Source organism: Gemmiger sp. (assembly GCF_057431175.1).
The window spans coordinates 58,268-77,274 of record NZ_DBMDDV010000007.1 but is presented as its reverse complement, the minus strand read 5'-3'; the positions used below and the strand labels follow the sequence as shown (position 1 = coordinate 77,274).

Sequence of the window (19,007 nt, the reverse complement as noted above, 5' to 3'; positions counted from 1 at the left end):
ACGATTTTAGAATTGGTATAATTATTTAGGCAGTTGAATCTCCGGCATCAGTTCATCGGAGACGACTTGCAGCATTTCCTCCAATTTAGCCAAGTCATCAGGAGTGAAGCGTTGTTTAGCGCGCTCCATGACCAGGTGCAAATAGGAATAGCTGATGTTATAGTAATCAATGTACTTTTGGGTCGGGCGCAGGCGGTATTCCCGCTTGTCGGTGGTGGACTGGATGCGCTCTACATAGCCTTTTTTGACCAGCGAGTTGATTTTATAGGCGGCATTGGGGGTAGAAAGATTCATCATGTGGCTGAACTGCGCAATCGTAGGTTCGCCCAATGCCATGATGACTTCCATGCAGAAAGATTCTACCGTCGTCAGCGTGGCTTCGCGGTCCTCGAATCGACTGAAGATCTGCTTATAAAAATGCAGTTTGAATTTGGTATATACCCGTCCGAATGTCTGGTCCAGCATAGCGAGAATCCCCCTGTAGGTTAGTGGTTTTATTATAGCACATTCCGCCATGCAAAACCAGCCCTCAGGCATCCGTGAGAACAAACGTCAGCTCGGCGTTGGCCGCGCGCACGCCATCCACCCATGCGGTGGCCTTGCCGATGCCTACCGGGCCATGCTGTTCTATCAGCTCGCATTCCAATGTCAGCACATCGCCGGGTATGACCTGACGGCGGAAGCGGGCGTTTTTTACGCCGCCGAACAGGGCGAGCTTGCCGCGGTTTTCCGGCAGGCTTAACGCGGCTACCGCTCCGGTTTGGGCCAGCGCTTCCAGGATCAGCACACCGGGCATAACGGGGTGTCCCGGGAAGTGCCCCTCAAAAAACGGTTCCGTACGGGTCACGCATTTGACGCCCCGTGCCCATTGGCCGGGGGTGTAGTCCAGAATCTTATCCACCAAAGCAAACGGATAGCGGTGCGGCAGAATCTTTTCGATTTCTGCCGCGGTCATGGTCCGGGGCGGTTCATTTGGCGTACAGTTCATCCTCATCCCTCCCAGCGTTTGAATACCACGCAGGCGTTATGGCCGCCAAAGCCCAGACTATCGCTCATGGCATACTCCACCTGCGCCGCGCGACCCTGGTTGGGGATATAGTCCAGATCCAGCTCCGGGTCCGGCTCCTGCAAATTGACAGTGGCGGGCAAAAAGGCATCGTGCAGGGCCAGCGCGGTGAATACGCCCTCTACCCCGCCGGCGCCGCCCAGCAAATGACCGGTCATCGACTTGGTAGAAGACACGGCCAGCTTGTACGCATGGTCGCCGAACACCGTTTTGATGGCCGCTGTCTCGCAGCTGTCATTCAGGTGAGTGGACGTTCCGTGGGCGTTGATGTAGCCGATCTGTTCAGGCATTACCTCGCCATCGGCCAGCGCCAGCTGCATACAGGCCGCACCGCCTGCGCCGCCCGGGGCCGGGGCAGTAAAGTGGTAAGCATCGCAGTTGGCACCGTAGCCTACGACCTCGGCATAAATTTTGGCACCGCGTACCCGGGCAGCTTCCAACTCTTCCAGCAGCAGTACGCCGCTGCCCTCGCCCATCACAAAGCCGCTGCGGCGGGCATCAAAAGGAATCGAGGCCCGGGCCGGGTCGTCCGCCGTGCAAAGGGCTTTCATGCTGGCAAAGCCGCCCACGCCCAGCGGGCTGATGCAGCTTTCGCTGCCGCCGCAGAGCATACGGTCCTCGTACCCATCGCGGATACGATGGAACGCATCGCCGATCGCATTGGTACCGCCTGCACAGGCGGTGGTGGGGCAGCTGCACATGCCCTGCAAGCCAAAACGGATGGCAATCTGCCCCGCCGCCATATTGCCAATGGCCATGGGGACAAAATAGGGACTGACTTTTTCAAAGCCACGCTGCTGGCCGCGGGTGTGTTCTTCCTCGATCGTGGGCAGGCCGCCGATGCCGCTGGAAAGGATAACACCGAACCGTGCGCGGTCGATTTCTTCCAGTGCAAGACCGCTGTCCCGAACCGCTTCCTCAGCGGCGGCCACGGCGAACTGGGTAAAGCGCGCCATTTTGCGGGCTTCACGTTTGTCGATACGTTCGGCGGGGTCAAAATCCTTGACCTCTGCGGCCAGCTTTACCTTAAAATCGGTCGCATCAAAAGCGGTGATCGGCCCAACGGCGCAGCGGCCAGCCTTAACAGCGGCCCAGCTTTCAGCCACGGTATTGCCGGTAGGATTTACCGTGCCAAGGCCGGTGATAACGACCCGGCGTTTCTTTTTTGTGTCCATTGCACACCTCACATTCCCATTCCGCCGTCAACGCAAAGGACCTGGCCGGTAATGTATCCGGCCTGCTCCCCTGCCAGAAAAGCCACCGCCGCTGCAACATCCTCGGCATGGCCGATTTTGCCTGCCGGGATGGCTGCTTCCGCTGCGGCACGGGCTGGTTCTGATAACACGGCGGTCATATCCGTTGCAATAAAGCCGGGAGCCACGGCGTTGGCGGTGATATTGCGGGCAGCATACTCTTTGGCAGTGCTTTTCGTCAGGCCGATCAGTCCCGCCTTGCTGGCCGCGTAGTTGGCCTGACCCGCGTTGCCGTGCAGACCGACAACGCTGCTGACGCTGATGATGCGCCCATATCGCTGGTGCATCATAAAGCGGCAGGCCGCTTTGGTGCAGAAAAACGCCCCTTTCAGGTTGGTGGCAAGCACGTTGTCAAAATCGGCTTCGGTCATGCGCAGAAGCAATTTGTCGGCGGTAATGCCGGCGTTGTTGACAAGCACATCGATCCGCCCAAAAGCGGCCGCGGTGTCTTCTACCAGTTTCTGACATGCTTCGGGGCTGCGCACGTCCGCCTGCAGTGTGATAGCCTGCACACCAAGGGCGCGGCAGGCTGCGGCCGTTTCCTCGGCAGCGGCAGCGCTGCCGGCATAGTTGACGGCAATGTTCATGCCGTTTTCGGCCAAAGCCCGGCAAATGGCACGGCCAATGCCTTTGGCCCCGCCCGTAATCAGGGCGGCACGGCGCAAGTTTTCGGTTTGCGGCATGGTCAGGCTCCTTTCAGGGTGCGCAGCAGCTGTTGCAGCTGCGTGGCCGTTTCCACCGGGTAGCACGAGATGGCACTTCCCACAGTCTTTTTGACAAACCCGGTCAACGCCCTGCCGGGGCCGATCTCAATGGCAGTGTCCACGCCCAATTCTGCCAGACGGCGGACGGTCGCTTCCCAACGCACGCCGGACTGCACCTGTTTTTCCAGCAGCGCGGCAATGGTGTCGGTTTCCTCCATCTCGTGTCCCAAGCAGTTGAACAGCACCGGGAACTGCATCGGCGCAAAGTGGGTAGCCTTAAATTTCTCCCGCAGTGCATCCCCGGCCGGGTGCATCAATGAGGTATGGAAAGGGCCGCTGACATTCAGCGGCAGGCAGCGCCGTGCCCCGGCAGCAAGCGCCAGCGCGGCAGCTTCGTCCACGGCGGCTTTGTCACCGCCAATGACCAGCTGGCCGGGGCAGTTGTAGTTGCAGATCTGCACAACGCCTTTGTCGGCAGCTGCATTGCAGCATGCCTGGAGGGGAGCTTCGTCCAGCCCTAAAACGGCTGTCATCCCGCAGGTGCGCCCAGCCGCAGCCGCCGCCATTGCCTTACCGCGGAAAGCGGTTAAAGCGACTGCGGTCCGCACATCGAACACCCCCGCGCAGGTCAGGGCGGAATACTCCCCCAGTGACAGCCCCGCCGCATAATCCGGTGTGACACCTGCCTCCCGCAGTACGGCAGTAAGGCCAGCGGCAAACGCCGTCATGCAGGGCTGGGTGTATTGGGTCTCGTTCAATACGCCTGCTGCGTCGGTAAAGCAGACTTCTTTCAAATCAAAATCCACCGCCGCGTCGGCTTCGTCAAAAGCGGCGCGGAAAGCCGGGAAAGTCTCGTAAAGATCCTGGCCCATGCCGACGTGCTGGCTGCCCTGCCCGGCGTATAAAAATGCTAGTTTCATAAGGTGATCTCCTTGTGCAGCCCACCAATGCAGTTTTGGGCATCGTTTACCATCGAGGCAAAGATTTCTTCCACCGGGCGGACTTCGTGCAGCAGCCCTGCGGCCTGTCCGGCCATCAGGCTGCCACTCTCGGTGTCGCCGTCAAACACAGCCTTGCGCAGACTGCCTAAAGTAAAGCGTTCCAGCGCCATTTTGTCAGCCCCGGCCTTTTCCTGGCGGACGTACTCGCGGCTCATGCGGTTTTTCAGTACGCGCACGGGGGTCCCGCTGATGCGCCCGGTCACGATGGTATCGCTGTCACGGGCCTTCAACAGGGCCGCTTTATAGTTTTCGTGGATCGGGCACTCAGTGCTTGCCAGCAGACAGGTACCGACCTGCACACCGCACGCCCCCAATGCCAGCGCTGCAGCCAACCCGCGCCCATCGGCGATGCCGCCCGCAGCAATGACAGGCACATGGACGGCATCGACGACCTGCGGGACAAGTGCCATCGTTGTCATCTCACCCACATGACCGCCGCTCTCGGTGCCCTCGGCAATAACGGCGTCAATGCCGAGCGGTTCCAGATGTTTGGCCAAAATGGCTGCCGCCACCACGGGGATGACCGTGATGCCGGCCGCTTTCCAGGCGGCCATGTACTTCCCCGGATTTCCCGCCCCGGTGGTGACGATCTTTACGCCCTCTTCCACCACGATTTTGGCAAATTCATCCGCCTGCGGGTGCATCAGCATGATGTTCACGCCAAAGGGCTTATCGGTCAGGGCGCGGCAGCGGCGGATGTTTTCCCGCAGGGAATCCGCGTCCATGCCGCCGGAGCCGATCAGTCCCAGCGCCCCGGCATTGGAACAGGCAGCGGCAAACTCGCCTGTGGCGATATTGGCCATGCCGCCCTGTATAATGGGATATTTTGTACCTAAAATTTCATTGAGCAGCTTCATTTTCTACCCTCATACGTCAGCAGCATCCCGCCCCATGTCAGACCGCCGCCAAAGCCGATGCAGGCCAGCGTCTGGCCGGGGCGCAGCAAATCACTTTCCGCCATTTCATGCAGGGCAATCGGGATGCTGGCAGCACTGGTGTTGCCGTGACGGCTTATGTTCTTGTAAAATTTTGACGGTTCTGCGTGTAAGCTTTTGACACAATGGTCAATTATGCGGCTGTTGGCCTGGTGGCAGACTACCCAGTCCAGGTCAGCCAATGTTTTTTGGCTGCGGTCCAGCACGGCTTGCAGACAGCGCGGCATAGCCTCCACGGCAAAGCGGAAAACAGCCTTGCCGTCCATCGTGATCGGTGCGGTATCGCGGGCCGCAGGGCCGCCCGCGCGGATCGCTTCACTGCCCCGTGCGCCTAAAGTTACGGCGAACGGTGCATTTTCGGCCAGCTCAAAAACAGCCGCACCCGCGCCATCGCCAAATAATACACAGGTCGTGCGGTCGGTCGGATCCACCATGCGGGAGAGTGCCTCACAGCCAATGACCAGCGCATACCGCCCGCCCAGCGTGTTCAAGAGCCCGTGGGCCGCGGCGGCGGCATAAATAAAGCCCGAACAAGCCGCATTCACATCAAAGGCAGGCCGGTCTTCCGGCAGACCCAAGGCAGCCTGTACGCGGCAGGCAATGCTTGGGGTGGCCGTTGGGGCCGAGAGCGTTGCCACAACACAGCAGGCAATGTCGTTTGCCGTCAGACCGCTGCGGGTCAGGGCCTGACGGGCGGCGGTGATGGCCAGCGTGGCGGCATCCTCGTTTTCGGTGCAGTAATAGCGCTGGCAGATGCCGGTGCGAGTCGTGATCCATTCATCGCTGGTGTCCACTTGCCGGCGCAGATCCTCGTTCGTCACCACACGGTTGGGCAACGCCCCACCGGTAGCCAGCAGCTGTAAACCTTTCATGCGCCCCTCATTTCTCCGATGCGGCGGTATTTTTTGTATCGCTGGTCGGCCAAGGCCTTGCCGCTCATCTTGCATAAGGCAGCAAGGTGTACCGCAATAGCGGTATCCAACCGGCTGAAAAGCAGCTGCCGCCCACGCTGTGCGCCGCCCAGCGGTTCGGGGATGATCTCTTCCACGATGCCATCTGCGTACAGGTCCTGTGCCGTCAGCTTCATCATGGTGCATGCCTCACCGCTGCGGGAAGCATCTTTCCACAAAATACTGGCAAATCCCTCGGGGCTGAGCACTGAGTACACGGCATTTTCCAGCATCAGAATGTGGTTGGCAACGCCCAGCCCCAGTGCGCCGCCGCTGGATCCCTCGCCTGTGACAATGGCCAACACCGGGACGGTCAGGCCGCTCATCTCCATCAGGTTGCGGGCAATGGCTTCCCCCTGACCGCGTTCTTCAGCATCCTTGCCAGGGTAAGCACCGGGAGTGTCAATAAAAGTGATGATGGGACGGTGAAATTTTTCTGCCTGTTTCATCACGCGCAGGGCCTTGCGGTAGCCCTCCGGTCCCGGCATACCAAAGTTGCAGCGCAGGTTTTCTTCCAGCGTGGTCCCTTTGCGGTGCCCCAAAACGGTAACGGGCATCCCGTGGAACCGTGCGATTCCGCATAAAATGGCCGCATCCTCTTTGCATTGTCGGTCGCCGCACTGCTCAAAAAAGTCAGTAAACAAGTTATCGATTATTTCGGTAATGTGCGGGCGGTCAGGGCGGCGGGCCAGAAAAACACGGTCCTCCGCCGTCAGCGAGGTGCAGCGCTGTAAAAGCGCATTTTCCTCTGCGGAAAGCTCGGCCAGTTCGGCCGCATGGGCGGTCGTGTTCGCCATTTCGGCGTCATCGGCACGGCTGCACAGCGCGTCGATCTGCGCGTCCAGCGGTTCCAATTGCTGCAAAACTTCCTTGATCATCTGCGCTTCCTCCCCTGTGTGTGGAGCTGCAAGAGCCGTGTTAAGACCTCTTTTAACTCGGTGCGCGGCACGACCTGATCCACAAAGCCGTGTTCCAGCTGGAACTCGCTGCGTTGGAACCCGTCGGGCAGTTTTTCACCGATGGTCTGTTCAATGACGCGCGGCCCTGCAAAGCCGATGAGCGCCCCCGGTTCGGCGAGCGTAATATCACCCAGACTGGCAAAGCTTGCCGTAACTCCGCCTGTGGTGGGGTGAGTCAGCACACTGATGTACAACCCGCCGCTGCGGTTGAACCGTTCCAGCGCAGCGCTGGTTTTGGCCATCTGCATCAGGCTGAAAATACCCTCCTGCATCCGTGCGCCGCCGCTGGCAGAAAAAATGATGAGCGGCAGGTGCTTGTCGGCAGCGTACTCGATCGCACGTGTGATTTTCTCACCAACAGCGGTGCTCATGCTGCCCATAAAAAAGCGGCTGTCCAACACAGCGACCACCGCCTGCACGCCGCCGATCTTGCCGGTTGCTGTAACGGCGGCTTCTTTCAGGCCGGTCTTGACCGAAGCAGCGGCCAGCTTTTCCGGATAATCAGGAAAATGCAGCACATCGTTGGGCGCAATGTCCGGGTTCAGTTCTTTAAAGGTTCCGTGATCCAAAACCGTACTAAACCGATAATAGGCCCCGATGGGCAGATGCACCCCGCAGTTGGGGCAAACATACAGGCTTTTGGTCCAAACCTGACGGGTGGCGCGGCGGCCGCATTTTTTGCAGGCGACAAATTGCGGCGGCACCCAGTTGGGCGCTGCCGTACCGGCATCGCGGCGGGCTTTCATCTGAAAGCTGCGCTCCTGCGGGCTGGTCGGGAACAGCTTTTCAATGGCACTCATTCCGCAATACCCTTTAGGCTGCCCGTGCAGCCAGATAGTTGAAGATATCGCCCACGGTTTTAAGCGTCCCCAGATCCTCGTCAGCGATCGTGACGCCGAACTTGTCCTCAAACGCCATGTTCAGCTCTACCGCATCCAGGCTGTCCGCCTGCAGGTCGTCGGTCAGGCTGGCATCCATGGTTACCTTGTCAGCATCGCAGTTCAGGGTGTCAACAAATACTTCTTTCAATTCTTCAAAGTTCATACTACGTACCTCACATAATTTAACTAAATAAATTGACATAATTGTCAATGAGGTCATTATAGCACATTTGCTTCGAATGTCAATATTATTAGATAAAAATATTTATCTAATTGAAGCGTCATTGTGCTCATCTTCCGGTATTATAAAAGGATAGTACACAAATTATCCCGCTACAGGGGCAGCCCTTGCTGACTACTATTTGACCACTGCTGCGTATCTTCCCTGTGAAATATCCAATCGCCTTTAAATGGTTTTATTTACTTTTTCTTTTACTATTCCAGATTATTTTCTATTCTGCAACATATTTCGCTCTAATGTGCTATACTAATAATATCCAATAATGATGGAGGAACTTCTATGAAACGCAGCGGCATCCGACTCCAATACAATGCCCCCGTCACACTGACCTTTTTCTTTTTGTCCCTCGCCTCTCTGATATTGGGCTACTTAACAAACAACTGGACAACCTCGCACCTGTTTAGTGTGTATCGCTCGTCGATGACGGATCCACTATTCTATGTCCGGTTGTTCGGTCATGTCCTTGGCCACGGCGGTTGGAATCACTTTATAAACAATATGCTCCTCTTCCTTGTTATCGCTCCACCTTTGGAAGAACGATATGGAAGCCGAACACTTCTAAGCGGTATCCTTATGACCGCGCTGGTATCCGGCATATTGCAGTGTGTGCTGTTCCCCACTTCTGCATTGCTTGGTGCATCCGGTATCGTATTCATGCTCATCATGCTCTCCAGTTTGGCCGGCAGTAAGAATGGAGGTATCCCTATCACCTTCATCTTGGTTGGCGTGCTGTACTTAAGCCAGCAGGTATACAGTATCCTCTTTATACAAGATAATGTAGCTAACTTTATGCACATTGTCGGTGGTATTTGCGGTACAGCTTTTGGTTTTGCCGTCCGGAAGAGATAACGAATGATCGGGAAGAGGATCTTATTTATGATGATTAAGCACATTTTTCAGAAAGAACCCGTCCTGAGCATTGCCACTTGTTTGGCGATCATTTCCGCTTTCTTTGTCCCCCCGGACGCAGAATACCTCGGATATATCGATTTCCGTACTCTTGCAATCCTGTTTTCGCTAATGACAGTTATGGCCGGACTGAGAGGGCAAGGCGTATTTGATAGACTCGGCCATGCCCTCCTATCTCATACCCGCACCACTTTGCAGCTAACAGTTGTTCTCGTTGGCCTGTGCTTCTTCAGCAGTATGCTGATAACAAACGATGTATCGCTGCTAACATTCGTACCATTTACGTTTGTCGTTCTGAATAGTTTGAACGCATCTGTTCGTAGCAAACTGCTCCTCCCTATCGTCTGCATGCAGACGATAGCTGCCAACCTTGGCAGTATGCTCACACCGCTTGGCAATCCCCAAAACCTGTATCTGTATGGCAAGAGCGGGATGGATATGAGCTCTTTTGTTCTGTTGATGCTCCCCTATTCCATCATATCATTAGTGCTTATTGCTATATGGGCAGTATGGCTATGCCGTGAAGGTTCCGACATTGTTGTAACTCATTCTGCGGTAAACTCAAAACCAGACAAGAAACTCATTGCGTTGTACGGTATTCTGTTTGTCGCCTGTTTATTGGTTGTATTGCGTGTTCTCCCATACGGTGTTGCATTCGTCGCTATCTTGGTGTGCATCTTCTTTGCCGACCGCCCCACTCTTGGCCACGTAGACTATTCTCTGATTCTTACCTTTGTAGCACTGTTCATTTTCATCGGGAACTTAGGTCGGATGGAAGCGTTCTCTGGATGGTTGCAGAATATTCTGGCCGGCCATGAGGTTTTCGTATCAGTTCTGGCCTCTCAAGTGACCAGTAATCTGCCTGCTGCCATCCTGCTTTCTGGATTTACCGATAATTTCCGTGCGCTGATTATTGGCACAGACCTTGGTGGCCTTGGCACATTAATTGCATCCATGGCAAGCCTAATTTCTTATCGACAGATTGCAAATGAAGTACCTGCTGAAAAATGGCACTATTTTGCGATGTTTACTATTTCCAATGTAGTGTTTCTGGCCATTCTGATGGGCGCTTGGGCCCTGATCTGACCTGATATTTCCGTAATTCTATTTTACAAAGTGCAAGCTCTTTACAAACAAAAAGACCCGCAGCAGCAGGATACTAAAGTACCATTCCCGTGTTCAACTATATCTGCCCGCACCTTTCTGCAAAATTCAGGCAGGAAGCCGGAGAAACGCTGACGGATTTTATAGGGAAACAAAAAAGCGGAGGAGGCAAAACGCCTCCTCCGCGCCAAAATTTTCGGTTGTAGGGAAACACCGGGGGGTAGAAAGTGTATTACTGCCATCCTCTTGCCGCAGGGTCGAGCATCTCGGCGGCGGAGTAGATGAGAGCATTGCAGATGGCGGCGGCAACGTTGCTGCCGCCCTTACGGCCCATGGCCACGATGGCAGGCACGCCATACTGCGTGCAGACGGCAAAAAGGCGTTCCTTGCTTTCCACCACGTTCACAAAGCCCACCGGCACGCCGATGACCAGCGCCGGGCGCAGGCCGTTTTCGATTTTTTCCACGATGGTCAGCAGCGCCGTGGGGGCGTTGCCGACAGCCAGCACCGCGCCGGGGCAGTCCCGTGCGGCCTTGTGCATGGCGGCCACGGCGCGGGTCGTGCCTGCCTGCTTGGCCGCTGCGGCCACAGCGGGGTCCGCCATAAAGCAGAGCGCCTGCCCGCCCAGCCGCGCCAGTCCGGGCTTGGTGATGCCTGCCAGCGCCATATTTGTGTCGGTGATGATCGTCACTCCGCTGCGCACGGCGGCCATGCCCGCCGCCACCGCGCCGGGGGTGAAGTGCAGATTTTCGGCATAGTCAAAATCCGCTGTGGTGTGGATGACCCGCTTGACAACGGCGGCGCTTTCCTCCGGGATTTGCAATCCCCGCGCGGCCAGTTCCGCCGTGATGATGCCCATGCTCGTGCGCTCAATATCAGCGGGCAAATGATGCTGCGGCGTCATTTTTTGTCTCCTTTCGGGTTTACAAGACCTATGGCTGCGTAGACAGCGTCCATATCCAGGGCGCGGCGCACACCGTCGGCCAGCAGGTCGAATTGCTGTTCGCGGTAGGCGGCCATTGGAATGGGCGCGGCGGCCTCGGGGGCAATCCCCTTGCGTGCGCAGAGATACGCCGCCAGCCGCTCGGTCAGCTCACCGCTGTCAAACAGGCCATGCAGATAGGTTCCGAACACCGTGTCCTGCACGCAGCCCTCGGATGTGCCGTCGGCGTGGGTGCAGAACGGTGCTCCCTGCACGGCAGTACGGCCTGTGTGGATTTCGTACCCGGTCAGCGCGGCCCCCGCAAAGGGCGCGGCGGCGCTGGCTTCGATTTGGGCGCGGCGCTTGTCGGCGGTAAAAATTGTCTGTGTCGGCAGCAGTCCCAGCCCGCGCAGCGTTTGCGGGCGGCCGCTCTCGGTGCCCTGGCTGTCGTCCAGCGTTTGGCCCAACATCTGGTAGCCGCCGCAGACGCCCAACACCGGCGTGCCGCCTGCCGCCAATTTCAGCAGCGCGGCCTCCAGTCCGGACTGCCGCAGCCAAAGCAGGTCCCCCACCGTGTTTTTCGTGCCGGGCAAAATGACTAAATCAGGCGCACCCAGCTCCCGCGCGGTCTGCACGTACCGCACGCTCAGCAGCGGGTGCTGCTCCAGCGGTATAAAATCGGTGAAATTCGAGATATGCGGCAATCGCACAGCGGCGATATCCAACGGTTTTACGGCACTTTTTTGTTCCAGCCGCGTCGAGAGCGAGTCCTCGTCCTCGATATCCACTTTCAGATACGGCACTACGCCTACCACCGGCAGGCGGGTCTTTTCTTCCAGCATCGTCAGACCAGGGCGCAGGATCTCCACATCCCCGCGGAATTTATTGATGATAAGTCCTTTGATCCGTGCCCGCTCATCGGGTTCCAGCAGTTCCACCGTACCGTACAGCTGCGCAAACACGCCGCCCCGGTCGATATCCCCGGCCAGCAGCACCGGGGCGTTCACCAGCTTCGCCAGCCCCATATTGACGATGTCGTCGGCCTTCAGGTTGATCTCGGCCGGGCTGCCCGCGCCCTCGATGACAACGACATCGAATTCCTCAGCCAGACTGTCGTAGGCACGCAGAATATCTGGGATCAGCGCCTTTTTATGGCGGAAATATTCCTGTGCGGGCATATCGCCACGCACCTCGCCGTTGACGATGACCTGGCTGCCAATGTCACTGCTGGGTTTGAGCAAAATCGGGTTCATCCGCACATCCGGCTCCACGCCCGCGGCCTGGGCCTGCACGACCTGGGCGCGGCCCATTTCCAGCCCGTCGCGGGTCACAAAGCTGTTCAACGCCATGTTCTGGCTTTTGAACGGTGCCGTCTTGTAGCCATCCTGGGCAAAAATGCGGCAGAGTGCGGCACAGAGCAGGCTTTTCCCTGCACCGCTCATCGTGCCCTGCACCATGATACATTTTGCTTTGCTCACGCCAGCACCTCCCCCATGATTTGCAACAGCTTTTGATTTTCGGCGTTGGTACGCACAGCGGTACGGTACCAGCTGCCATCCAAACCCGGGTAGTTGGCGCAGCTGCGCACGACCGCACCGCGCCGGCGCAGGGTTTCGCCAAAGTCGGCAGGGGCCTGGAACAGCAGGTAGTTGGCCCGGCCCCCTACCACGTACAATCCCAGGGCACGCAGTCCCGCTGCCAGCTTGGGGCGTTCCTCGGCAATGAGGTCCCGCACACAGTCGGCGTAGGCAGTCTCGCCCAGCGCCGCCAGCCCTGCCGCCTGCGCAAGGCTGGACACCGCCCACGGCTGCCCCGCCGCACGCATTTTGTCCATCAGCGCGGCATTCCCGCACAGCGCGTACCCCAGCCGCACGCCCGCCATGGCGTAGAGCTTAGTAAAGGCCTTTAGGATGATAAGATTCGATGCATCGTGTAAAAATTGTTTAGCAGTCAGTGCATCGCGGTCGGGTAAAAAGTCCAAAAAGCACTCGTCCACCACCAACACCGCGCCGCAGGCGGCACAGCGGCGCAGCAGTTTTTGCACCAGTTCCGGCGGTGTGACCTGCCCGGTAGGGTTGTTGGGCTGGCACAAAAAGACAGCGTCGATATCATCGGTCACGGCATCCACAAAGTCATCCGTCACGGCAAAGTCGCTTTCTTCCTGCAAAAACACACGCTGCACCGCACAGCCCACGGTATCCAGCGCGGCGGCATACTCGGCAAAGGTGGGCGCGGGCAGCAGCGCGCGGCGCGGGCGCAGGGCCAGCGCCAGGCGGAAAATTAAGTCTGCTGCCCCGTTGCCGCACAAAATTTGTTCGGCGGGTACGCCCTCAGCCTCTGCCAGCGCCTTCCGCAGGTCGCGGCACAACGGATCCGGGTAGCGGTCTGCCATTGGCAGCGCCGCCGTGATGGCCGCCGCCACGCCCGCAGGCAGACCCAGTGGGCTGACATTGGCCGAAAAATCCAGCGCATCGCGGCCAAATTCTGCCCGGTAGCCCGCCCAATCTCCGCCATGTACCAACTTCATTTTTGTTGCCTCACAATCCAAACACAAGCAGTGCCCGCACGGCCAGCCCCAAGGCCAGCGCCAGCACGCTCTCGGCGTACATCATTCGGTCAGCCCGCAGAATATCCTGCGGTTCCACCGGGCGCAGTGGGTCACCGATCGTCGGTTTATCGTAATACTCGCCAAAATAGTAGGCTGGCCCTGCCAGCTGCACGCCCAAGGCCCCGGCGCAGGCGCTCTCGGTCTGGGCGCTGTTGGGGCTGGCGTGGTTGCAGCGATCCCGCCGCCAGATGCGCCATGCCCCCGCCGCGCTGCTGCCGGTCAAGGCCGCCGCGCAGACCCACAAGAGGGCGGCCAGGCGGCTGGGCAGCCAGTTGGCAGCGTCGTCCAATTTGGCGGCACAGCGCCCAAAATAGAGATACCTCTCGTTTTTGTAGCCGAGCATACTATCCATCGTGTTTATGGCCTTGTAGGTCAGCGCCAACGGTGCACCACCGATAAGCATATACAAAAGCGGCGCGATCACACCGTCGCTGGCGTTCTCGGCCACTGTCTCTACGGCAGCTTTCGTCACGCCCTCAGCGGTCAGGTTCTGGGTGTCCCGCCCCACAATACGCGCCACGGCCTTGCGGGCGGCAGGCAGGTCGCCCCTTTGCAGTTCCCTGTACACGTTCATGCTCTCCCGCACAAGATCACGCGCCGCCAGCGCCTGGGCGCACCAGAACATTTGCAGCGCCAGCCCCAGCAGCGGATGGATTTTTGCTGCACCCCAGCAGGAAAGCCCGGTCACAACCAGTGTCCCCAGCGGCAGCACCGCCGCCACGATGCAGCCGCCCGCCAGCTCACCCTGCGGCGTTTTGGGCAGGGCGGCACGCAGGCGCTTTTCCAGCGCCGTGATGCACCGCCCCATCAGCACGACCGGGTGCAGCAGCCACACCGGATCGCCGAAAACGGCATCCAGCAAAAAACCGCCCAGCACCGCCCAAAAAATCAACATGTGCCCTCCTTGGTGTACTGCACGGTCTTGACCAGGTGCAAAATATGCTGCGTCGGCCAGTCGCGGGCGTCCAGCACATAGCCGCCTGCATTGGGGCCGCACCACTCATAATAGTCCTTGTGCGGCAGGGCGTAACGCTCCAGCGCGGCCATCTGGGTGCCGCCGTGGGCCAGGATGACCAGCAGTTCCTCGCCGTCGGCCAGAGCCTTGTCCACCAGCGCGGCAAACGCCTTGCAGATGCGGTCGGAAAATTCGGCCTTGCGCTCGCCGTCGGGGCATTGGCTTTCGCAGTTGGCGGCGACCCAGGCCAGGTAATCAGGGTCGTGCTCCATCTCGACATAATTGCGCCCCTCAAAGCTGCCGAAACACATCTCTTTCAGGGCGTCTACCGGCACGAGCTTTGCATGCGGGAACAGCACCTCCGCCGTCTGTTTTGTGCGCTGTAAGGTAGAAATATAGACGACCTTTGGGTCGATATCCGCTTTGCGCAGCTGGGCAAGCCCTTGCGCCGAGAGCGGGATATCCCGCTGGCCCTGGTAGCGCTTCTGGGCATTATAGTCCGTTAAACCGTGCCGTAAAAAGTAAATCAGCATTCGGGAAGTTCTCCTTTCAGAACCGTGGGCAGGCCGCAGAACATCTGCACAACGCAGTCTGCCCGCGCGGCCAGCAGGCAGGCCAGGCGGCCCGCCGCCTCCCGTGCGGCGCGGTCTGCGGGGTCAATGGGCACAACACCGCCGCCCACCTCGGTGGCAGTCACCACGTCGCAGGCAGCCAGTTCGTCAGCCAGCACCGCCAGGTCGGCGGCATCGGCGGCGCGTGTCTGCACCTCATAAATCTGCCGCCCGCCGAATTTTTGCGCGTAGGTACGTTTTCCGCTGTACAGCGGTCCGGTGATGAACAACATTTACAGCACCCCCAGCCACTGGCAGGCAGCCAGCGCCGCCAGCATCCAGATCTCACATTTTTGCAAAAACCACCCGGCCAAATCGCCGGTGGTGCCGCCAAACTGCTTTTTGGCGACGAAATAATACCGCACAAACACGCCCGCCGCCGCCAGCACCAGTGCCCAGCCGCCCAGGGCCAGCAGCGCCGCCGCCACCGCAGCGCACAGCAGCGCCAGCGCACGGCGCACATTCACCCTGTCTGCCGCTGTGGCAAAGGTGTGGGCAAGGCCGGTGTTTTTCGCCAGCGGGAACGCCGCCACAGCCAAGCCCGACAGCGCCCGCTCCCCCACCAGCGCCAGCGCCCAGAGCGCCCCGACGCGCGGGGTAAACTGCACACAGCCGCACAGCGCAAAATACGCTGCAAAGTAGCTGCACAGCCGGATGACCGCGAACGCCCCGCAGTGGGGGTCTTTCAAAATTTCCAGCTTCTTGGCCGTGTCGCCGTAGCTGGACAGGGCGTCACAGGTGTCAGCGTAGCCGTCCAGGTGGATGCCGCCCGTGACCCAGACCGGCACCAGGCAGAAGCCGGCCGCGCGGGCCAGCGCGGGCAGCGGCAGCATACCGCACAGGCACCACAGCGCCCCGCACACAGCCCCCACCAGCGGGAAAGCGCAGAGCGCGTACCGCATATTTTTTGCGTTCCAGTCAAATTGCGGCATCGGCAGGGCGGAAAACATGGCAAACGCCACGGCGATGGTCTGCAAAGCTGTCATCATCTTTCGCTTCCTTTATAATAGACCGGTATCCCGCACACGACCCGCACCACGGCGTCGGCGCGGGCAGCCGCCGCGTTGTTGACGGCGGCCAGCGTACGCAGATAGCGGTCGGTATCGCCCGCGTAATCGGCCCCGCCGCTGAATACTTCATTGGAGACGAGAATTAAATTTTCGCATTGCTGCGCAATATTTTCAATACCGCGCAAAATCGCAGCGGCCGCGTTTTCCCCTGCACCGTCTGGGTCGTACAGTTCGTTGGCGGCCAGGTTGCCCAGGTCCTCCAGCAGTACAGTCCCGCGCCTGGGCAGGGTCAGCCGGTCGAGGTGCAGCGGGCATTCCACCGTGTCAAACTGCTTTTCGGCCCGCATGGCGCGGTGTTTGGCAACGCGGGCTGCGCACTCGGCATCCCACACCTGCATCGTGGCAAGGTAGGTGCGGGGCAGCGGGGCGCACAGGCAGAGAGACTCCGCAAAGGCACTTTTTCCGCTGGCCGCACCGCCGATGACCAGCGTCAGCATTGCGGGGTGTACGGCGCAATGCCGCCCTCCGTGAAGGAATAGCAATGGTTGTAGACGGCCAGCGCCATATCCCACAGCGGCAGGCTGGCCACCGCGCCCGTGCCCTCGCCCAGGTGCAAATCTGCGGTGATCAGCGGCTTTTTGTGGAGCGCATCCAGCACCAGCCGGGCGGCGGGTTCGCTGGAAGCATGGCTGGCAAACACGGCCTTGGCCGCAGCCGGGCACAGCCGCACCGCGCACAGCGCCGCCACACCGCTGATGAAGCCGTCCATGATGACAGGGATTTTTTCCAGCGCACCGCCCAAAAACACGCCGCACAACCCGGCGATATCGAACCCGCCCAACGCAGCCAGCACGCCCAGCGGGTCCGCGGCATTGGGGTGGTTGACCGCAATGCCGCGCTCGATCGCATGAATTTTGCGGTGCAGCCCTTCGTCGGACAGGCCCGCGCCGCGCCCTGTCATCTCTGCAGCCGGGCGGCCCAGCAGCACCGCCGCCACCGCGCTGGACGTCGTCGTGTTGCCGATGCCCATTTCCCCAGTTGCCAGCAGCTGCACGCCATTCTGCTTCTGGGTGCGCACCAATTCAATACCCGCCGCGACAGCCTGTACAGCCTGTTCACGGGTCATAGCCGGGCCTTGGATAAAGTCCCGCGTGCCCGGGGCCACGCGGCGATCCACCGCGCCGGGCACAGGTACACCCGCAATGCCCATGTCCACAGGGACGACCTCGCAATGGGCCGCAGCCGCCATACAGCAGACGCTGGTGCGGCGGGTGGTCAGGTTTTCGAGCACCGCCCGGGTCACACTGGCGTCGGTCTGGCTGACCCCCTGCGCCACAACGCCGTTGTCGGCGCAAAGCACCAGCACGGCACGGCGGGTGAAGTCGGGCGCGGGGTCGCCGGTCAGCGCGGCGGCAGCCTCGACCATCGTTTCTAACTGGCCCAGTCCGCCCAGCGGTTTTGCCAGCGCGGCCCAGTGGGCGTGTGCGGCGGCGCGGGCGGCCTCGTCGGGCGGGGCCACGGTTTTAAGCAGGTTTTTTAGTTCCGTTTCGGTCATGGTCGTTCCTTTGTATAATGTTCGGCGGCGCACACAAAGCGCTGCGGCAGCGGTGTCCCCGCCCAGTACAGATGTGGGAATCCAGCGTAGATATGTGCATTGGCAAACCCACACGCCCATTGCCGCCCATTAGCCTTGGCGGCAGTCAGCGCATCTCCGTTGGCAGTGGAATCCCAGTGGTGAAACTCGTGGGCCGGGATGTGCTCTCCCGCCGCAAACAGCATACTGTCAGTGCGGGCAGTCAACGTTGCGTAGCCAAACCGCATGAGCCGTCCAACTTTAACCCCCTGTCCGGGCAGCACACCCGCCATCGGGTGGGGCGTGCCGTTGGCATCCTCCAGCGTTTGCCCCAGATAGAGAAAGCCGCCGCACTCGGCCACGGTGGGCAAGCCGCTCTCTACTGCGTTTTTTATGGCGCGGCGCATCGGCGCGTTGGCGGCCAGCTGGGCGGCGTACAGTTCGGGGTAGCCGCCCGGCAGGTACAGCCCTCCGCTGTTTTCCGGCAAGGCCGCATCTGTCAGCGGGCTGAAAAAGCACAGCTCCGCGCCGTTTTCCCGCAAGGCTTCCAGCGTTTCCGCATAGGTGAAACAGAACGCGGGATCCCGCGCCACGGCGATGCGCACCCGGGTGGCGGGAAAATTCTGTGGTATGGCGGCCGGGGCGGGGCGGCCGCAGAGCTTTTCCAAAAGCGCCCAATCGATGCTGCGCTGGGCGGCGTCTGCCAGCAGTGCAATTTTGCGCTGCAAGTCCGTAATCTCAGCGGCGGTTTTCAGTCCCAAGTGGCGGCTCTCAATGGCAGCCTCGGGCAGCGTCGGCAGGTAGCCCACCACCGGCAAGCCGGTCTCTTTTTCCAGCATGGGGCGCAGCATTTTGTACAGGCTTTCCTTACAGTCGTTGAGCAAAATTCCTGCGATATGATGCGGTGTGCGAAACGCCATCAGTCCCCGCAGCTCGGCCGCCAGCGTCAGGCTGGCCCCTTTAGGCCGCACGACGAGCAGGACAGGCAGATTCAGCGTATCCGCCAGGTGCCACGCGCTGGCCGTGTCGGTCACACCGCCCAGGCCGTCATAGTAGCCCATGGCCCCCTCGACGACCGCCGCGCCGTGGTCCGCCGCGTGCCGGGCGTAGAGTTCCCGCACCGTTTCCGGTTTTGAGAAAAACAGATCCAGGTTGTGGCTTTCCACGTCCAGCACGGCGCGGTGGAACATCGGGTCGATGTAGTCCGGCCCGGATTTGAAGGCGCAGGGAGCCAGCCCGCGGGCCTGCATGGCTGCCAACAATGCACAGGCAACCGTTGTTTTTCCGCTGCCGGAGCGCGGCGCGGCCAGGACCAGTTGCAGCAT

22 protein-coding genes are annotated in these 19,007 nt (G+C 59.8%); 2 read left to right on the top strand and 20 right to left on the bottom strand.

Going from position 1 to position 19,007, the window contains the following annotated elements:
• Positions 1 to 21: 21 nt before the first annotated feature.
• The 10 genes from ACZO0A_RS04530 to acpP all read right to left on the bottom strand — a co-directional run bounded on the left by ACZO0A_RS04530 (position 22) and on the right by acpP (position 7,912).
• Positions 22 to 465, bottom strand: a complete 444-nt coding sequence (locus ACZO0A_RS04530; protein ID WP_215691248.1) for a MarR family winged helix-turn-helix transcriptional regulator — start codon at positions 463 to 465, stop codon at positions 22 to 24.
• 64 nt (positions 466 to 529) lie between these two features.
• Positions 530 to 988 carry a 3-hydroxyacyl-ACP dehydratase FabZ gene (gene fabZ, locus ACZO0A_RS04525; RefSeq protein WP_215691246.1) on the bottom strand — a complete coding sequence of 153 codons (459 nt, stop codon included), beginning with the start codon at positions 986 to 988 and terminating at the stop codon, positions 530 to 532.
• 2 nt (positions 989 to 990) lie between these two features.
• Positions 991 to 2,241: a beta-ketoacyl-ACP synthase II gene (fabF, locus tag ACZO0A_RS04520; RefSeq protein ID WP_215691245.1), complete on the bottom strand. Its 1,251-nt coding sequence runs from the start codon at positions 2,239 to 2,241 to the stop codon at positions 991 to 993.
• A gap of 8 nt (positions 2,242 to 2,249) precedes the next feature.
• Positions 2,250 to 3,002 (bottom strand): 3-oxoacyl-[acyl-carrier-protein] reductase, encoded by a 753-nt coding sequence (fabG, locus tag ACZO0A_RS04515; protein ID WP_302376481.1) that lies wholly within the window; start codon positions 3,000 to 3,002, stop codon positions 2,250 to 2,252.
• A gap of 2 nt (positions 3,003 to 3,004) precedes the next feature.
• The gene (gene fabD / locus ACZO0A_RS04510; RefSeq protein ID WP_302376479.1) at positions 3,005 to 3,943 is read right to left on the bottom strand and encodes an ACP S-malonyltransferase; all 939 of its coding nucleotides are present in this window, start codon (positions 3,941 to 3,943) and stop codon (positions 3,005 to 3,007) included.
• Positions 3,940 to 4,881 (bottom strand): nitronate monooxygenase, encoded by a 942-nt coding sequence (locus ACZO0A_RS04505; RefSeq protein WP_302376477.1) that lies wholly within the window; start codon positions 4,879 to 4,881, stop codon positions 3,940 to 3,942. The genes fabD and ACZO0A_RS04505 overlap by 4 nt, the downstream gene beginning before the upstream one ends.
• Complete coding sequence (locus tag ACZO0A_RS04500; protein WP_291231228.1) at positions 4,878 to 5,831, bottom strand: beta-ketoacyl-ACP synthase 3; 954 nt, start codon at positions 5,829 to 5,831, stop codon at positions 4,878 to 4,880. Before ACZO0A_RS04500 ends, ACZO0A_RS04505 begins: the two co-directional genes overlap by 4 nt.
• Positions 5,828 to 6,787: an acetyl-CoA carboxylase carboxyltransferase subunit alpha gene (locus ACZO0A_RS04495; RefSeq protein ID WP_215691240.1), complete on the bottom strand. Its 960-nt coding sequence runs from the start codon at positions 6,785 to 6,787 to the stop codon at positions 5,828 to 5,830. The genes ACZO0A_RS04500 and ACZO0A_RS04495 overlap by 4 nt, the downstream gene beginning before the upstream one ends.
• Positions 6,784 to 7,668 carry an acetyl-CoA carboxylase, carboxyltransferase subunit beta gene (gene accD, locus ACZO0A_RS04490; RefSeq protein ID WP_215691239.1) on the bottom strand — a complete coding sequence of 295 codons (885 nt, stop codon included), beginning with the start codon at positions 7,666 to 7,668 and terminating at the stop codon, positions 6,784 to 6,786. The genes ACZO0A_RS04495 and accD overlap by 4 nt, the downstream gene beginning before the upstream one ends.
• Before the next feature lie 13 nt (positions 7,669 to 7,681).
• Entirely contained in the window at positions 7,682 to 7,912 is a 231-nt protein-coding gene (gene acpP / locus ACZO0A_RS04485; protein WP_291209431.1) for an acyl carrier protein, read from the bottom strand.
• A gap of 357 nt (positions 7,913 to 8,269) precedes the next feature.
• Here acpP and ACZO0A_RS04480 point away from each other — a divergent pair, with 357 nt between their 5' ends.
• Both ACZO0A_RS04480 and ACZO0A_RS04475 read left to right on the top strand, forming a co-directional pair.
• The gene (locus ACZO0A_RS04480; RefSeq protein ID WP_291209432.1) at positions 8,270 to 8,839 is read left to right on the top strand and encodes a rhomboid family intramembrane serine protease; all 570 of its coding nucleotides are present in this window, start codon (positions 8,270 to 8,272) and stop codon (positions 8,837 to 8,839) included.
• A 27-nt stretch (positions 8,840 to 8,866) separates the two neighbouring features.
• Complete coding sequence (locus ACZO0A_RS04475; RefSeq protein WP_486846088.1) at positions 8,867 to 9,985, top strand: SLC13 family permease; 1,119 nt, start codon at positions 8,867 to 8,869, stop codon at positions 9,983 to 9,985.
• Between the two features lie 250 nt (positions 9,986 to 10,235).
• On the opposite strand, the gene ACZO0A_RS04470 is transcribed toward ACZO0A_RS04475, so the two are convergent.
• From ACZO0A_RS04470 to ACZO0A_RS04425, 10 genes are read right to left on the bottom strand one after another with little or no spacing between them, the layout of a single operon-like run.
• Complete coding sequence (locus tag ACZO0A_RS04470) at positions 10,236 to 10,907, bottom strand: precorrin-8X methylmutase (protein ID WP_291209434.1); 672 nt, start codon at positions 10,905 to 10,907, stop codon at positions 10,236 to 10,238.
• A complete protein-coding gene (locus tag ACZO0A_RS04465; protein WP_291209435.1) occupies positions 10,904 to 12,403 on the bottom strand; it encodes a cobyric acid synthase in 1,500 nt (499 codons plus the stop codon). The genes ACZO0A_RS04470 and ACZO0A_RS04465 overlap by 4 nt, the downstream gene beginning before the upstream one ends.
• Positions 12,400 to 13,452: a threonine-phosphate decarboxylase CobD gene (cobD, locus tag ACZO0A_RS04460; RefSeq protein ID WP_302376473.1), complete on the bottom strand. Its 1,053-nt coding sequence runs from the start codon at positions 13,450 to 13,452 to the stop codon at positions 12,400 to 12,402. Before cobD ends, ACZO0A_RS04465 begins: the two co-directional genes overlap by 4 nt.
• Positions 13,453 to 13,462: 10 nt before the next feature.
• Entirely contained in the window at positions 13,463 to 14,428 is a 966-nt protein-coding gene (gene cbiB, locus ACZO0A_RS04455) for an adenosylcobinamide-phosphate synthase CbiB (protein ID WP_481804495.1), read from the bottom strand.
• Entirely contained in the window at positions 14,422 to 15,021 is a 600-nt protein-coding gene (locus ACZO0A_RS04450) for a histidine phosphatase family protein (protein WP_291231235.1), read from the bottom strand. The genes cbiB and ACZO0A_RS04450 overlap by 7 nt, the downstream gene beginning before the upstream one ends.
• Positions 15,015 to 15,332 (bottom strand): bifunctional adenosylcobinamide kinase/adenosylcobinamide-phosphate guanylyltransferase, encoded by a 318-nt coding sequence (locus ACZO0A_RS04445; RefSeq protein WP_302376471.1) that lies wholly within the window; start codon positions 15,330 to 15,332, stop codon positions 15,015 to 15,017. The genes ACZO0A_RS04450 and ACZO0A_RS04445 overlap by 7 nt, the downstream gene beginning before the upstream one ends.
• The gene (locus ACZO0A_RS04440; protein WP_302376487.1) at positions 15,333 to 16,085 is read right to left on the bottom strand and encodes an adenosylcobinamide-GDP ribazoletransferase; all 753 of its coding nucleotides are present in this window, start codon (positions 16,083 to 16,085) and stop codon (positions 15,333 to 15,335) included. It lies immediately after the preceding gene.
• The gene (locus tag ACZO0A_RS04435) at positions 16,085 to 16,606 is read right to left on the bottom strand and encodes a bifunctional adenosylcobinamide kinase/adenosylcobinamide-phosphate guanylyltransferase (RefSeq protein ID WP_302376469.1); all 522 of its coding nucleotides are present in this window, start codon (positions 16,604 to 16,606) and stop codon (positions 16,085 to 16,087) included. The genes ACZO0A_RS04440 and ACZO0A_RS04435 overlap by 1 nt, the downstream gene beginning before the upstream one ends.
• Entirely contained in the window at positions 16,600 to 17,664 is a 1,065-nt protein-coding gene (cobT, locus tag ACZO0A_RS04430) for a nicotinate-nucleotide--dimethylbenzimidazole phosphoribosyltransferase (RefSeq protein WP_302376468.1), read from the bottom strand. Before cobT ends, ACZO0A_RS04435 begins: the two co-directional genes overlap by 7 nt.
• Positions 17,661 to 19,007: a cobyrinic acid a,c-diamide synthase CobB gene (locus ACZO0A_RS04425; RefSeq protein ID WP_486846086.1), complete on the bottom strand. Its 1,347-nt coding sequence runs from the start codon at positions 19,005 to 19,007 to the stop codon at positions 17,661 to 17,663. Before ACZO0A_RS04425 ends, cobT begins: the two co-directional genes overlap by 4 nt.